This window comes from Alteromonas sp. G5_S2_22_S1, from assembly GCF_054968525.1.
In genome coordinates this window covers 1-15,478 of the sequence record NZ_JBQKUJ010000002.1, presented here as the reverse complement: position 1 = coordinate 15,478, position 15,478 = coordinate 1, and the positions used below count along the sequence as shown (strand labels likewise).

Here is a 15,478-nt window from a genome sequence, read left to right as displayed (position 1 = left end):
GACCCGGAGGAAAAACTAATGAAAGAAGTGGTCGTAATCGATTGCGTACGTACCCCAATGGGTCGTTCAAAAAACGGTGTTTTCAGAAATGTGCGTGCAGAAGACCTATCTGCAGCACTAATGACCGCGCTACTAGAGCGTAACCCTGGCGTAAACCCAGCGGAAATTGAAGACATCATTTGGGGCTGTGTTCAGCAAACTAAAGAACAAGGCTTCAACGTTGCACGTAACGCGCAACTACTCACAAAAATTCCACGCACAACGGGCGCGGTAACGGTTAACCGTTTATGTGGTTCATCAATGCAAGCCCTTCACGATGCAACAAGCGGCATAATGAGCGGCCGTGGTGACATTTACATGATTGGTGGTGTTGAGCACATGGGTCACGTACCGATGAACTACAACATCGACTTCCACCCTGGTCTTGCTAAGTACACGGCGAAAGCGTCGGGCATGATGGGTATGACAGCCGAGCTACTTGGCCGTCAAAATGGTATTACTCGTGAGCAACAAGACGCTTTTGGCGCACGTTCGCATCAGCTAGCGCACAAAGCACACCTTGAAGGCCGCTGGGCTAACGAGATTGTGCCTGTTGAAGGTCACGATGCAAATGGCGTATTAAAGCTAATTGACTACGATGAAGTAGTTCGCCCAGAGAGCACTGCTGAGAGCATGGCGGCGCTTCGCCCAGTGTTCGACCCAGTAAACGGTACAGTGACTGCGGGTACGTCTTCTGCGCTGTCTGACGGTGCATCAGGCATGCTGCTTATGTCAGCAGACCGTGCGAAAGAGCTTGGCCTAACGCCACGTGCGAAAATTCGCTCGATGGCTGTGGCTGGTTGTGATGCGGCAATTATGGGTTATGGCCCAGTGCCAGCAACACAAAAAGCCCTTAAGCGCGCTGGCCTAACTATGGACGATATTGAACTTGCTGAGTTTAACGAAGCGTTCGCAGCACAGGCACTATCTTGTATTAAGCAGCTTGGTTGGATGGACCACCTAGATACTAAGATTAACCTTAACGGTGGTGCTATTGCACTTGGTCACCCGCTAGGTTGTTCTGGTTCACGTATCTCAGGTACGCTTATCAACCTAATGGAATCACAAGACGTAAGCCTAGGCTTAGCGACTATGTGTATTGGTTTAGGCCAAGGTATTGCTACCGTATTTGAGCGTGTATAAGCGTTTAAATTAGCGCTTTTAAAGCTAAATTTTGAAAAGGGCCTTCGGGCCCTTTTTTGTTTCCGTGAACAAAAAACTAAAACGCTAAATTAGAAAGTGGGCTGACGACACCATTCGCTCCTTGTTGAAGTATATGGGTATAAATTTGAGTGGTTCTAACATCGGCATGACCTAGTTGGTCTTGCACCGTTCTGATGTCTGCGCCAGATTGCAGTAAATGAGTAGCAAATGAATGACGAAGCGTGTGAGGCGTAACATGCTTGATTATTCCCGCATCACTTGAAGCACGACTTACCGCGCGTTGTATCTGTTTTTCATCTATATGATGACGCCGTAATAGCTTGCTTTCTGGATCGATACTTAACTTTGATGCAGGGAACAAATACTGCCATTCCAGCGTTTTATTGCGCTGTTGATACTTTTTCCTCAACCCATGTGGAATCCAAGCACCAGCAAAGTCTGGCACCATCAAATCTCGTTGCAAAAGTTTTTCACTTTCACTGATATGATTTTTTAAAAGTGGGATAAGTGATTCTGACAGCGTTACCACTCGATGCTTGCCCCCTTTCCCAAACCAAATTCTCACACACTTGTAGTCGAAGTCTATATCTCCCGTTCTAAGACGCACGCACTCCATTAATCGAAGGCCGCTGCCATAAAGAAGTGCTACTGCTAAGTAATGATGGGTAGGCACCCTACCAAGCAATGCTTTTACTTCTAACTGGGTTAGCACAACTGGCAGCTTTCTTTCCCTTCCGCTTCCTACAAAATTCATGTCAGAAGGGAGTGGCTGTTCTAAATACTTGTTGTACAGGAAGACCAATGCATTAAGTGCTGTGGCTTGTGTAGACCGCGCATTTTTTCGCTTGGTAGATAGATGAGTAAGGTATGCTTCAACATGCAACACGTCGAGATCTTTCGGGTGCTGAAATTTGTGAAAACGAATGTAATCTGAAATCCAGTTTATGTAGGTTTGTATAGTACGCTTTGCATAGCGCTTGAGCATCATGTGCTCGTACAGGGATTTAATAAACTGAGACTTCATATTCGACTCCAAAATAAAAGAAGTCTATTTGATAAATCGCAACGAGATAACTGACTTTAGTGCCTGTTTTGTTGCAAAGGCACTCACGAAATATCCCAAATTCACCTGCAACCCGATTTGGTGTTTTTAGCTTTTGAGTAAAATACACCAAAAACGTATTTTACTAATCCTATCGATAGGTTATGGTTTAATCATATTTATAACCAAACGGACAAAAACCCCGTTCTGGTTCGTTAAATCGCCCCGTTTAGGGAACGATTAAATTGTTAGGCGTCATTTACTTACCGCATTAAGAAGTAGGTTCAGCTGTGACATTACAGCATCAAGGTTGTTTCACTAGGTTGTCTTTACAGCTTGCTTTTTCGGTAGTTCCAACGACTTTAGCAACGAGCTTTTCATTAACATAGCAACGCCAACATTCAACACTACAAGTTGTCAAAACTCGCTTTTTTATCCAGCATTACCGGTAACATCTGGCATTTCGCACAGGGTTGTTTTATCTTAAATTCAATAATTTAAACACGCGGTCTATTTGGCTAGTGGTGGCAGCAAAGCTGCGTACGTTTCGTTGTACGCCTAACAAAACGCTGTTGGCACTCCCTTCGGTCGCTGGGACGCTAACACGGGGGCTGGCTCGCTTCGCTCGGATTTTAGCCCACGTGCTAGCGCCCCAAAGCTTAGCGTTAGGTGTCAGGGATGAAAACGATATTACTGTCATTTATTGTCATTGTGTTAGCTGGGTGTACATCAGTCGCCAAACCTACTATCCATCTGCATTCCAACGGAATTAACGAAGCAAAGCTAACCAGCCTAAGAACCAAGTTAGAAAAAAGTGGGTATACAGTAATCAATAGCAATCAAGACTTTTCTCATTTCTTGTTTACGCCGCTCATAGTTGTTCCAAAAAACTCTAAACTCAATACACCAGAGCTTCGACAACAAATAACCGACACTTTAGGCTCTATACCAATTGTAAAACGTGGTAACTTTAAAAATCATAAGTATTCGGTCGGCCATATTGGTGTGTATCTTCGAGCAAACAATGCCACCTAACAAAAAAATTAAGTCACTCACTTCGTTCGCTGGGACGCATACATGCGGGGCGGCGTCGCCATTATGCCCCACATGCCTGCGCCCCTTATTTAAAAGCGTTATATTTCTTTCAAACGGCAAGGATGTAAATTTTGGTTCGAAATAGAAACAATAAAGTGACAGTTGCCTACAGTTTTTTGTTTCAATCAGACGCATCAGCTAAAAGTGGGTTTAAGGTTATTCAAGAGCGAACAGCCCCCTCAGAATGTTCCATCCGTTATACCAAGGAAGGCAAAGTTATTCTTCGTATCACTAGGCTTCTGGAAAATTCAGAACAAGCTCTATCTAACGTAAAAGAGGAATTGGAATCAGACCTTAAAAGGTATGGGGGTGAGTTTCAGAACTGGAAATATCACGTAATCAGCTCAAACGGATTATTGAAACCTAAGGCCATAACTCGCGCATCTACTTTACTTGCCTGGTTAACCCCTCCTGGAGATGCAAGAAACTATCGCACCTACAAAATGCCTTTTTACTCATTAGTATTTGTATTAGCACTAGGTTTAATTGTAGTTTTGTGGGTATGAAATATAACAATACGCTGTTGGCACTCCCTTCGGTCGTTGGGACGCAAACACGGGGCCGCTTCGCGATTATAGCCCCGTGCCTGCGCCCCAAAGCTTAGCGTTAGGCGTCATTTACTTACAACATTAAAATGTGGGTTTGGATGTGACATTCCAGCATCAAGGTTGTTTCGCTAGGTTGTCTTTACGGCTTACTTTTTTCGGTAGTTTCAACGGCTTTAGCAACGCGCTTTTTATCAACAGTGCAACGCCAATATTTAACATCACCACTTTTCTAAACTCCCTCTTTTATCCAGCATTACCGTTAACATCTGGCATTTCGCACGGGGTTGTTTTATCTTAAATTCAATAATTTAAATAAGCGGTCTATTTGGTTAGTGGTGGCAGCAAAGCTGCGTACTTTCAGTTGTACGCCTAACAAAACGCTGTTGGCACTCCCTTCGGTCGCTGGGACGCTAACACGTGGGCTGGCTCGCTTCGCTCGGATTTTAGCCCACGCGCTAGCGCCCCAAAGCTTAGCGTTATATTCACTGGAAAGTTCTGAATGGATGTTAAAATTGCTTCTGTTTTGATAGGTGTTTGTTTAGGTTGGTTTCTAAGTCAGCTAACGACACTTACAAAACATTTCTTCCTAAGAAAACAAAAAAAGGATGCTATATACACTGAATTGAGTGATTTATCAGCTTGGCTGGATAGGTACATAAAAACATCTGAATATAATATTCTCTTGACCATGAAGGGCAAAATAGCAACTAACCTTCCAACTAAGTTACACCCATTCATAATCAATGAATATTTTCCAGTAATTTGCGCTCACTTGCCTCGTGGCGCGAGATTAGGTATTACAGAATGTATTAGCCAAATTGAGAATCTTAACGATATTTCGAATCAAATTGCAGCTTTGTTGGAAAAACCATCTGAAATAAAAAACCAAGAACTGATCAATAGGTATACATCAATGTTCTGCAGCGCATTCGAAACAAAATGGAAGGTCGACTTCCTCTTAGAGAACAAAGATGGTGATTTGAACAAGCTTTCTGGCGCTGCTAAAGAAATATCATCAAAGTTGAAAGTAAGTCTCAAAGAAATTGAAAAGAAAGCTAGTGACAAAAGTGTCAGTGATATTCAGTTCGACTACTACGAGAAAGAGTGAACATAACAATCAAATTAAGTCGCTCGCGGGCTCGCTGGGACACAAACATGGCGGCTGTGTCACTTCGTGCCAATTATAGCCGCCACGTTTGCGCCCCTTATTTGGGTGTTAGGCGTCATTTACTTACAGCACTAAAAAGTGGATTCAACAGTGACATTCCAGCATTAAGGTTGTTTCGCTAGGTTGTCTTTACGGCTTACTTTTCGGTAGTTTCAACGGCTTTAGCAACGCCCTTTTCGTCAACTCAGCAACGCCAGCATTCTGCATCTCCAGTTGTTTAAACTCGCTCTTTTATCCGCCAATGTCGTTAACATCTGGCTTTTCACACAGGGTTGTTTTATTTTAAATTCAATAATTTAAACGCGCGGCCTAATTGGCTAGTGGTGGCAGCAAAGCTGCGTACTCTAAGTTGTACGCCTAACAAAACGCTGTTGGCACTCCCTCCGGTCGCTGGGACGCTAACACGGGGCCGCTTCGCGATTATAGCCCCATGTTAGCGCCCCAAAGCTTAGTGTTATGTGTCAGTGGTAAGTTGAAACTTATGAGCACTAAAATCAAAGCCTCAAAAGGAGATCTATTCTCTATCCAATTATCCTCAGAGACGTTTGCATTAGGACAAATTGTAGAAACTGTGGGCGACTTGTTATATCTAGTTGTTTTCAGTCAAAAGTTTGAATCAGAAATCAGAGATTTCAATATCGAAAAAATGGAAATTGCTCTAGCTTCACTTTCAACGGATGCAAAAATTTGGCACGGCCACTGGCCAATTCTCGGAAACACAAGAAAAAACCTAAACTCAATTCCCAAGCCATTTTTTAAGGTTCATTTTTACGAAGAAGACCAATACTTTATTGAGTCCCTAACCAAAGACTCAATTCGGCCAGCTTTAGACGAAGAACTAAGCAAGTATCCCAACCGATTTTCTATAACTCCAAAACGACTAGAAAACGCTACAAAAGCTTACTTTGGCTTTGAAACGTGGGATGAACGTTTTAATAAATTGAAATTTCACGCATAGTGGACAGGATGGTTGTTTTTAGATGACACATAACAAGCAAATTAAGTCACTCACTTCGTTCGCTGGGACGCATACACGTGGGCTGCTTCGCATTATAGCCCACGTGCCAGCGCCCCTTATTTAAAAGTTAGGCACTTTATATGAATCCCATACAGCAAGCATCCAATTACGATAAGATTGCAGAGCATTGGAATAGCGATCGCTTCAATAGAGAAAATGGTATTTCTCAGCATAAGAGAGCGCTTAACTTTGCCTCGAAGACGGGAAAAGCTATTGATATAGGTTGCGGTAGCAGCGGACGTATAATCGATTTATTATTAAAGTATGGATATGATGTTGAGGGGCTGGACCTTTCAGCCGAGATGCTAAGGCTTGCTAAAATAAGGCATCCTAAAGTCATATTCCATCATGCAGATATTTGCAACTGGGTTCCAAGTAACAAATATGCGTTCATATCGGCGTGGGATAGTATTTGGCATGTGCCCCTAGAAAACCAAGAAAGTGTAATTGGTAAACTCCTTGAGCATCTGGAAGTGGATGGCGTAATAATTTTTACAAGTGGGGCGGTCGATGAAAAAGGTGATGGTAGCAATCCATTTTTAGGTCAAGACTTATATCATGCAGCTCTTGGCATTCCAGCACTTTTAAAGTTATTGGAAAGTCACAACTGCGTGTGTCGACACTTGGAAAATGATGACTTTCCAAACAAACATTTATACGTGGTCGCACAAAAACGTGCCTAACAAAACGCTGTTGCCACTCCCTTCGGTCGTTGGGACGCTAACACGTGGGCTGACTCACTTCGTTCGGATTTTAGCCCACGCGTTAGCGCCCCAAAGCTTAGCGTTAGGCGACAAAAGGAATTTTTATGCCTCAAGTACCATTTGACAATCTGTATAAGACTCTTTGTTTCATTGGTGTTTTCTTGCTCGTTGTTCCGACACTCTACCTTGAAAAAGAATCCTCCGAGTTAAAAGTTGCAATTGCTGTTCTACAAGCTGAAATAGATTACAAGCGAGCACAATCGGATTTCACGTTTTCTTTGGACACCACAAAAAAATTAGCTGAGATTAAGGTTAAGAATGACATCCTAAGTAAAAGAGTTTCATACATATATTTTTTCCTTATCGGCGGCGCTTGGTTCACACTTGCAGGGGGCATTCAGTGGTACTTAAAAGTGCAAAAGCATAAGGACTTCCTGCTAAGTAAGGAAGCAGAGTTGCAAAAAGTCGCCTAACAAAAAAATCAAGTTCGCCCGCTGCACGGGCTGGGACGCAAACATGTGGGCTGCTCACTTCGTTCGGATTTTAGCCCACATGCCTGCGCCCCTTATTTAAAAGTTAGGCGTCATTTACTTACAGCATTAAAAAGTTCGTTCGGACGTGACATTACAGCATCAAGGCTGTTTCGCTAGGTAGTATTCGCGGCAAGCTTTCTCGGTTGTTTTAACGGCTTTAGCAACGTGCTTTTCAGCAGCATCACAACACCAACATTTAACATCATCAGCTTTCTAAACTCGCTCATTTATCCCACATAGTCGTTAACATCTGGCATTTCGCACAGGGTTGTTTTATCTTAAATTCAATAATTTAAACACGCGGTCTATTTGGCTAGTGGTGGCAGCAAAGCTGCGTACGTTCCTTTGTACGCCTAACAAAACGCTGTTGGCACTCCCTCCGGTCGCTGGGACGCTAACACGTGGGCTGGCTCGCTTCGCTCGGATTTTAGCCCACGTGCTAGCGCCCCAAAGCTTAGCGTTAGGCGTCATTTACTTACAGCATTAAAATGTTGGTTCAGTTGTGACATTCCAGCATCAAGGTTGTTTCGCTAGGTCGTGTTCGCGGCTAGCTTTCTCGGTGGTTTCAACGGCTTTAGCAACGCGCCTTTCATCAACATCGCAACGCCAACATTCAACATCACCAGCTTTCTAAACTCGCTCTTTTATCCAGCAATGCCGTTAACATCTGGCTTTTCGCACAGGGTTGTTTTATCTTAAATTCAATAATTTAAACAAGCTGGCTAATTGGTTAGTGGTGGCAGCAAAGCTGCGTACTTTCAGTTGTACGCCTAACAAAACGCTCAAGCCACTCCCTCCGGTCGCTGGGACGCTAACATGTGGGCTGACTCACTTCGTTCGGATTTTAGCCCACATGCTAGCGCCCCTTAGCTTAAAGTTAGGCGTCATTTACTTACAGCATTAAAAAGTAGTCTCAGCAGTGACATTACAGCATCAAGGCTGTTTCGCTAGGTTGTATTTACGGCTTACTTTCTCGGTAGTTTAAACGGCTTTAGCAACGGGCTTTTCATCAACTCAGCAACGCCACCACTCTGCATTTCCAGTTGTTTAAACTCGCTCTTTTTTCCAGCAATGTCGTTAACATCTGGCTTTTCGCCCAGGGTTGTCTTATCTTAATTTCAATAATTTAAACACGCGGTCTATTTGGCTAGTGGTGGCAGCAAAGCTGCGTACGTTCCTTTGTACGCCTAACAAAACGCTGTTGGCACTCCCTCCGGTCGCTGGGACGCTAACACGTGGGCTGGCTCGCTTCGCTCGGATTTTAGCCCACGTGCTAGCGCCCCAAAGCTTAAAGTTATGTGCCAGGAGAGTAAGATTAGTGCCAAGTAAACGTTTTGCATTTGTATCGGCCTTATGGAGCTTTCTTCCTAGTGCTTTAGTTATTCTGTTATTTGCTTTAACTGATATAGACCTGTATCAGAAAACATCTCAAGCAGCAGAGGGCTATCAATCTTTATTCTTTTTTGCGCCAATAATTTTATTACTTTTTGTTATTTATCACACAATTGTTGGCTATATCCAAACCACAATAAAGCAGCCTAAATTTTTGTTAGCTTTGCTATCTTCAATAGTCGCATCCGTGCCTTTTCCTCTTTTGGTAGCTTTGTCAAAATCAAATGCGACACAAGACGAGCGTTTAGCTCTTGTTCTTACGGCACTCGTAATCTTTGGCTTATTTTGGCTTTCTTTATTTACAGGTTCTTGTTATCAATGCCTTAAAATAAAAGGGCATAACCAGCATGGCACATAACAAAAAAATTAAGCCACTCACTTCGTTCGCTGGGACGCATACATGCGGGGCGGCTTCGCCATTATGCCCCACATGCCTGCGCCCCTTATTTAAAAGTTAGGCGTCATTTACTTACAGCATTAAAATGTGGGATCGGACGTGACATTCCAGCATCAAGGTTGTTTCGCTAGGTAGTCTTTACGGCTTACTTTCTCAGTTGTTTAAACAACTTTAGCAACGCGTTTTTCATAAACATCGCAACACCAACATTCTGCATCACCAGTCTTCTAAACCCGCTCTTTTATCCAGCATTATCCTTAACATCTGGCTTTTCGCACAGTGTTGTTTTATCTTAAATTCAATAATTTAAACAAGCTGGCTAATTGGCTAGTGGTGGCAGCAAAGCTGCGTACTTGCAGTTGTACGCCTAACAAAACGCTGTTGGCACTCCCTCCGGTCGCTGGGACGCTAACACGGGGCCGCTTCGCGATTATAGCCCCATGTTAGCGCCCCAAAGCTTAGTGTTATGCATGTGTATCAATTTTTGGAGAGCCTCCCATAATCTCAAATTTTTCTAAAAATGAGAGTGCAGATAGATTATTTTCATTTGAAAGTCCTTTGGATTTATTAAATTCTATATTTCCCCGTATCGCATCAAACATATTAAATTTTTCGTTCATAATAGGGTCTGACTCGGTGGGGTTCCGAAACGTACCGTTTCCAGTGGGAATTAACACCACGCTATGTGAAAAGAATACGGAGGAGAGGTCCGCGTCCCCAGATTTCATAAGTGCATTTGCCATTGCGCGGGCTTCGTTCCGAGACATGTTGGTTGGGTCAATAGTTTGAGCCAAATCTCTTAATGGGGTTGTTTTCTGTGGCTCAACAGCCTTCTCTGTCTTGCTAGGCGGCAAATTGTTGCCGCCTTTATTGATAGGTGTTGCCGTTGTTGTCTGAAAAACACTATTAACCTGCATGACTATCTCCTTTTTAATAGTTGCCTGATGGAGAGCAAGGTTTAAGCCATACCGCCGTTTATTGGGGGTAGCATAACAATCAGCTGCAGCGGAACAATTTACGCTGCGCTTCAATTGCCCGCTGAGCTGGGCGTTAGGCGTCATTTACTTACAGCATTAAAATGTGGGTTCAGTTGTGACATTCCAGCATCAAGGTTATTTCGCTAGGTTGTCTTTACGGCTTACTTTTTTTAGTTGTTTCAACGGCTTTAGCAACGGGCTTTTCATCAACTCAGCAACGCCAGCATTCTGCATCTCCAGTTGTTTAAACTCGCTCTTTTTTCCAGCATTACCGTTAACATCTAGCTTTTCGCACAGGGTTGTTTTATCTTAAATTCAACGATTTAAACGCGCGGCCTAATTGGCTAGTGGTGGCAGCAAAGCTGCGTACTTTCAGTTGTACGCCTAACAAAACGCTGTTGGCACTCCCTTCGGTCGCTGGGACGCTAACACGGGGCCGCTTCGCGATTATAGCCCCATGTTAGCGCCCCAAAGCTTAGTGTTATATGCTTTTTGGAAAGCTCATCAATAGGGAAATATCATGAATATAAATCTAACAATTTGGGGCCAAGTATCATTCATTATTGGCGTAATTGTTATCTTCTACACTATCAAATTTGCTAAAGGAAAATCTGATAACATTGGGTTAGTAGCTATTTATTCTTTCTTGCTAAATTTCTCGATTCCTCCTTTTGGTTGGTACTATTGCTACCGCTGGGCTAAGAAATAAGCGTAAAAAAATGAACGTCGTCTTACCTTATTGTTTGGGCACAATTTGGTAAGCTGGGCGTATACAAGGTTTTTAAATGCACGCATATAACAAACAAATTATAGCACTCGCTGTCGCTCGCTGGGACGCAAACATGTGCGCGGCTTCGCCATTTTTGCACACATGTCTGCGCCCCATATTTGGAAGTTAGGCGTCATTTACTTACAGCATTAAAGAGTACGTTCAGACGTGACATTACAGCATCAAGGCTGTTTCGCTAGGTTGTATTCGCGGCAAGCTTTCTCTGTTGTTTTAACGGCTTTAGCAACGTGCTCTTCATAAACACCGCAACGCCAACATTTAACATCACCAGTCTTCTAAACTCGCTCTTTTATCCAGCATTACCGTTAACATCTGGCATTTCGCACGGGGTTGTTTTATCTTAATTTTTTTTAAACACGCGGTCTTTTTGGCTAGTGGTGGCAGCAAAGCTGCGTACTTTCAGTTGTACGCCTAACAAAACGCTGTTGGCACTCCCTTCGGTCGCTGGGACGCTAACATGGGGCCGCTTCGCAATTATGGCCCCATGTTAGCGCCCCAAAGCTTAGCGTTATAAGGCGTCAGCCTAAACTCCGTTTGGCTTAATACAAATCCCAGTGCAACTCCCCTCGCCTGTTTTCATTTGCATCGCTCTAGCTTATGGGAGGGTTATATCCGCCGCTTTCAATTCAAAGGTGGTGTAATAGGCGCTTTATCGCCAAATTCTTATTTTCGTCTAGTAAGCGCCATTACACTCGGTAGCTCAAATGGCAGCTACCTTCAATCAAATCAAAAACATTTGTGCACAGTCGTTTTGCTTGTTTGTGTTAACAATCAATCGTATGCTGGCTTCAACAGTTTTTAAAAAGACCAAAGGAGCTGGCTCTGCTTATAACAAAGCGCTTAAGTCCACTCCCTTCGGTCGCTCGGACGCATTTACGCGGGGCGGCTTCGCCATTATGCCCCACGCAACTGCGCCGCTTAGCTTAATGTTATATTGCAATAAACATTGGAGGTTTGAAAAGTTGAATTCGAGAGTGCTTGCATGTTTTCTTATGCTCTTCCTTTCATCGGCCCAAGGAACAGAAGAGTATGTTTGGGATACACTAGCGTCACTAGATAAAGGGGCGATTGAAAAGAGATCAATCTCCTTTGTATTAGAGAAAATGCCTCATCTAAAAGGTGTTGAAATTAAGCTCGTACAAATAAATGCTCAATATCATAAGAATGGCCCAACTCTCAGTTCCTTGTTTATTCATGCGAACTCTTTTAAGCCAATTTCAGAGAACAAAACTCTTGGCTTTCAGGATCTAAGCTACGGCATAAGCCATTTTGCAGAGTTTGTTAGGGTGAATTTTTCAACTGCCGGCGTACCTGAAAATATCAGTTTTAACGAATCTCTTCTCGGGCAAAATGAAGAGGAGTCACTAGAAAGGTTCAATGAGCTATATAACTTCTATTAGCCTCAATGTCTGGCAACATAACAAAAAAATTAAGCCACTCACTTCGTTCGCTGGGACGCATACACGCAGGGCGGCTTCGCCATTATGCCCTACGTGCCTGCGCCCCTTATTTAAAAGTTAGGCGTCATTTACTTACAGCATAAAAAAGTGGGTTTAACTGTTACATTCCAGCGTCAAGGTTGTTTCTCTAGGTTGTCTTTGCAGCTTGCTTTTTCGGTAGTTTCAACGACTTTAGCAACGCGCTTCTTATCAAAATCGAAACGCCAACATTTAACATCATCAGTCTTCTAAACTCGCTCTTTTATCCAGCAATGTCGCTAACATCTGGCTTTTCGCACAGCGTTGTTTTATCTTAAATTCAACAATTTAAACACGCGGTCTATTTGGCAAGTGGTGGCAGCAAAGCTGCGTACTTTTAGTTGTACGCCTAACAAAACGCTGTTGGCACTCCCTTCGGTCGCTGGGACGCTAACACGGGGCCGCTTCGCAATTATTGCCCCATGTTAGCGCCCCAAAGCTTAGCGTTAGGCGTCATTTACTGACAGCATAAAAAGTGGGTTTAATCGTGACACTCCAACATCAAGGTTGTTTCGCTAGGTAATCATTACAGCTTGCTTTTTCGGTAGTTTCAACGGCTTTAGAAACGCGCGTTTAATCAACATCACAACGCCAACATTCTGCATCACCAGCTTTCTAAACTCGCTCTTTTATCCAGCAATGCCGTTAACATCTGGCATTTCGCACAGGGTTGTTTTATCTTTATTTCAACAATTTAAATAAGTGGCCTTATCGGCTAGTGGTGGCAGCAAAGCTGCGTACTTTCAGTTGTACGCCTAACAAAACGCTGTTGGCACTCCCTTCGGTCGCTGGGACGCTAACAAGGGGCCGCTTCGCGATTATAGCCCCATGTTAGCGCCCCAAAGCTTAGCGTTATGTGACAGGTGGAAAATTAAACTTTTATGGCCTTAAGTGAATTCGAAATAAAGAAGATAGAAAAAGCTGCCAACGCTTTTTTAAATAAGCGTAGGCCACCAGTGCATATTAGAAATGAGTTAGACATTGGTTGGCGGCTGGAGAAGCAATCAGTTTATATATATGAAACGCGTCCTGTTTGGAACAGCCCAAATGAATATCATGACCTGGACATGGCTAAAGCAACTTTTATCCGCGCTCAAGGTAAATGGAAAATTTTCTGGATGCGACAAGATCTAAAATGGCATGGCTATGAGCCAAATATGTATGTAAAAACTATTGAGCAAGTCTTTGCCGTTATAGATCATGATGAATACGCTTGTTTTTTTGGGTAAGTCACATAACAAACAAATTAAGTTCGCCCGCTGTGCGGGCTGGGACGCAAACACGTGGGCGGCTTCGCCATTTTCGCCCACATGTCTGCGCCCCTTATTTGGAAGTTATGCGCCAAAGCGTAAAGGATTTACATCCATACTTTTATGAAGAATTCTTATAACCAAAATTTCTTGGTTACCAGTTTGCTTGTAGAAAATAACGTGACTACCTTGCGGAAACTTTCTGTATCCGTCTCTTATTTCGTCGCAGCTTTTTCCGATATCAGGATTTTCAGACAACATCCAAAATGAATCATCGAACTGTTTTAGGTATACATTACGCTGTTCCCGCCCCCATTTCCGCTGTGTAAATAACGCGATATCTTTTAAATCGGATTTTGCGAGTATAGTTAACTTAAATGGTTTCACTCTTTTAATTCACCATCTAGTTCTGATATCAGGTTCTCAAGGTCGTATTCAGCCTCGCCGCTTTCTTCGCCTGCTACAAGTAATTGACGCAAAGTGTTTAATTTGGTTTCCTGTGTTTCTAGCAAGCGAAGAGCTGAACGAATTACTTCGCTCGCTGAGCCATATCGACCAGTTTGAATTTGACTAGCAATAAAGCCATCAAAATGGTCACCAAGGGTAATGCTGGTATTTTTAGCCATTTGCTTTCTCCAAGTACCAATATATACCTAATTATGGTATTTGTGCACTGTAAGTCAATAGCGCATAACAAACGCATTAACACTCGCTGCGCTCGCCAGGGACAAAAAAACGTAGGCTCCCTGCGCTTCGCTTGGTATTGTAGCCTACGTATTTTTGCCCGTTATGCGGGTGTTAGGTGCTTCTAAGGATTGGAAATGAATAATTCAGAAAAATTTAAATCTTACCTTCTCAGCTATCAAAACAAAGATATTGAAGCGATTTCGAACCTTTTTGCTCCCGATATTCATCTGAGAGATTGGAAAATTTCTGTTCATGGTAAAACTGTCGCCATATCGGAAACTCAGAAGAATTTTGACAACGCTTCAAGTTTAGAAATCGAAATCTTAAACATTATGGAAAACGATAATTCGGTCTCTGGAGAGCTCAAGATTGTAGTCAATCAAACAGAAGTACTTTTTGTCGTTGACGTTGTAACATTCAATAATGACGGTTTAATTTCTTCTTTAAGGGCTTATCTTGGCAGGGAAAGCTAGGATGTATCTACATGCACCTAACAAAAAAATTAAGCCACTCACTCCGTTCGCTGGGACGCATACATGCGGGGCGGCTTCGCCATTATGCCCCACATGCCTGCGCCCCTTATTTAAAAGTTATGTGCCAAGGAAACTCTATGTATAAAGGTTTTAAAGGATTGGTGTTTACAACTGTTTTTTTTGCGGCACTCTTTTCTAATGCAGCTCAAAGTAAGGAATTAAAAATGTCAGGTCCTGCTCAGAATGGTGTGCTCATCTACTCAAGCAACTTGCCACACCTTGCAGCGTTTTATGAACAACTATTTGGTATGCGTGTTACAAGGGAAACCAAAGATTTTATCAGCTTAGATAAAGACGGCTTTAATCTCATCATCCATGTCCCACCGTTCGATATACCCAAAGGTTCTTTCAGCCCAATTAAACTATTCATGTCAGTTCAAAATATGGAAGCAACAAGAGAAAAAGCAGTCACCTTAGGTGGCGAGGCATTCGATGGCGAATGGGCAAACCCAATATTCAAAGTGTCTAACATCGCAGACAGAGAAGGTAATCATATACAGATCAGGGAATTCAAAAATCCCGGCAAAGGCTTATAAGTAGTTTTGTGGGCAGGGCACATAACAATCGCATAAACTCGCTCGCGGGCTCGCTGGGACAATAACACGTAGGCTCAGTCGCTTCGCTCCAATTTTAGCCTACGTGTTATTGCCCGTTATGCGGGCC

16 protein-coding genes are annotated in these 15,478 nt (G+C 43.1%); 12 read left to right on the top strand and 4 right to left on the bottom strand.

Going from position 1 to position 15,478, the window contains the following annotated elements:
* Positions 1 to 18 precede the first annotated feature (18 nt).
* Positions 19 to 1,182: an acetyl-CoA C-acyltransferase FadA gene (gene fadA, locus ACTRWF_RS02320; protein ID WP_015066159.1), complete on the top strand. Its 1,164-nt coding sequence runs from the start codon at positions 19 to 21 to the stop codon at positions 1,180 to 1,182.
* Positions 1,183 to 1,258: 76 nt separating this feature from the next.
* Here fadA and ACTRWF_RS02315 read toward each other — a convergent pair whose 3' ends face one another.
* The gene (locus tag ACTRWF_RS02315; protein WP_012517162.1) at positions 1,259 to 2,227 is read right to left on the bottom strand and encodes an integron integrase; all 969 of its coding nucleotides are present in this window, start codon (positions 2,225 to 2,227) and stop codon (positions 1,259 to 1,261) included.
* Positions 2,228 to 2,923: 696 nt separating this feature from the next.
* On the opposite strand from ACTRWF_RS02315, the gene ACTRWF_RS02310 reads away from it, so the two are divergent.
* The 7 genes from ACTRWF_RS02310 to ACTRWF_RS02280 all read left to right on the top strand — a co-directional run bounded on the left by ACTRWF_RS02310 (position 2,924) and on the right by ACTRWF_RS02280 (position 9,061).
* Positions 2,924 to 3,280 (top strand): hypothetical protein, encoded by a 357-nt coding sequence (locus tag ACTRWF_RS02310; protein WP_013785562.1) that lies wholly within the window; start codon positions 2,924 to 2,926, stop codon positions 3,278 to 3,280.
* Between the two features lie 155 nt (positions 3,281 to 3,435).
* Positions 3,436 to 3,846: a hypothetical protein gene (locus ACTRWF_RS02305; RefSeq protein WP_462835084.1), complete on the top strand. Its 411-nt coding sequence runs from the start codon at positions 3,436 to 3,438 to the stop codon at positions 3,844 to 3,846.
* Between the two features lie 541 nt (positions 3,847 to 4,387).
* Positions 4,388 to 4,996, top strand: a complete 609-nt coding sequence (locus ACTRWF_RS02300; protein ID WP_150140892.1) for a hypothetical protein — start codon at positions 4,388 to 4,390, stop codon at positions 4,994 to 4,996.
* 541 nt (positions 4,997 to 5,537) lie between these two features.
* Positions 5,538 to 6,014 carry an Imm26 family immunity protein gene (locus ACTRWF_RS02295; RefSeq protein WP_015066149.1) on the top strand — a complete coding sequence of 159 codons (477 nt, stop codon included), beginning with the start codon at positions 5,538 to 5,540 and terminating at the stop codon, positions 6,012 to 6,014.
* Between the two features lie 140 nt (positions 6,015 to 6,154).
* Complete coding sequence (locus ACTRWF_RS02290) at positions 6,155 to 6,757, top strand: class I SAM-dependent DNA methyltransferase (protein ID WP_156085911.1); 603 nt, start codon at positions 6,155 to 6,157, stop codon at positions 6,755 to 6,757.
* Between the two features lie 125 nt (positions 6,758 to 6,882).
* The gene (locus ACTRWF_RS02285) at positions 6,883 to 7,251 is read left to right on the top strand and encodes a hypothetical protein (protein WP_150140876.1); all 369 of its coding nucleotides are present in this window, start codon (positions 6,883 to 6,885) and stop codon (positions 7,249 to 7,251) included.
* A gap of 1,378 nt (positions 7,252 to 8,629) precedes the next feature.
* Complete coding sequence (locus ACTRWF_RS02280; protein WP_462835083.1) at positions 8,630 to 9,061, top strand: hypothetical protein; 432 nt, start codon at positions 8,630 to 8,632, stop codon at positions 9,059 to 9,061.
* 503 nt (positions 9,062 to 9,564) lie between these two features.
* Here ACTRWF_RS02280 and ACTRWF_RS02275 read toward each other — a convergent pair.
* Complete coding sequence (locus tag ACTRWF_RS02275) at positions 9,565 to 10,017, bottom strand: hypothetical protein (RefSeq protein ID WP_020743520.1); 453 nt, start codon at positions 10,015 to 10,017, stop codon at positions 9,565 to 9,567.
* Positions 10,018 to 11,571: 1,554 nt separating this feature from the next.
* On the opposite strand from ACTRWF_RS02275, the gene ACTRWF_RS02270 reads away from it, so the two are divergent.
* Together ACTRWF_RS02270 and ACTRWF_RS02265 are read left to right on the top strand one after the other, a co-directional pair.
* Positions 11,572 to 12,267, top strand: coding sequence for a hypothetical protein (locus tag ACTRWF_RS02270; protein WP_462835082.1), 696 nt, complete (start codon positions 11,572 to 11,574; stop codon positions 12,265 to 12,267).
* Between the two features lie 959 nt (positions 12,268 to 13,226).
* Entirely contained in the window at positions 13,227 to 13,574 is a 348-nt protein-coding gene (locus ACTRWF_RS02265) for a DUF3024 domain-containing protein (RefSeq protein WP_071951667.1), read from the top strand.
* Between the two features lie 105 nt (positions 13,575 to 13,679).
* Here ACTRWF_RS02265 and ACTRWF_RS02260 read toward each other — a convergent pair whose 3' ends face one another.
* Both ACTRWF_RS02260 and ACTRWF_RS02255 read right to left on the bottom strand, forming a co-directional pair.
* The gene (locus ACTRWF_RS02260; RefSeq protein ID WP_020745299.1) at positions 13,680 to 13,982 is read right to left on the bottom strand and encodes a type II toxin-antitoxin system RelE/ParE family toxin; all 303 of its coding nucleotides are present in this window, start codon (positions 13,980 to 13,982) and stop codon (positions 13,680 to 13,682) included.
* Positions 13,979 to 14,221, bottom strand: coding sequence for a type II toxin-antitoxin system ParD family antitoxin (locus ACTRWF_RS02255; protein ID WP_020745298.1), 243 nt, complete (start codon positions 14,219 to 14,221; stop codon positions 13,979 to 13,981). The genes ACTRWF_RS02260 and ACTRWF_RS02255 overlap by 4 nt, the downstream gene beginning before the upstream one ends.
* Positions 14,222 to 14,416: 195 nt before the next feature.
* On the opposite strand from ACTRWF_RS02255, the gene ACTRWF_RS02250 reads away from it, so the two are divergent.
* Both ACTRWF_RS02250 and ACTRWF_RS02245 read left to right on the top strand, forming a co-directional pair.
* Positions 14,417 to 14,755 (top strand): nuclear transport factor 2 family protein, encoded by a 339-nt coding sequence (locus ACTRWF_RS02250; protein ID WP_012517155.1) that lies wholly within the window; start codon positions 14,417 to 14,419, stop codon positions 14,753 to 14,755.
* A 137-nt stretch (positions 14,756 to 14,892) separates the two neighbouring features.
* Positions 14,893 to 15,351 carry a VOC family protein gene (locus ACTRWF_RS02245; protein WP_333973737.1) on the top strand — a complete coding sequence of 153 codons (459 nt, stop codon included), beginning with the start codon at positions 14,893 to 14,895 and terminating at the stop codon, positions 15,349 to 15,351.
* Positions 15,352 to 15,478: the final 127 nt, after the last annotated feature.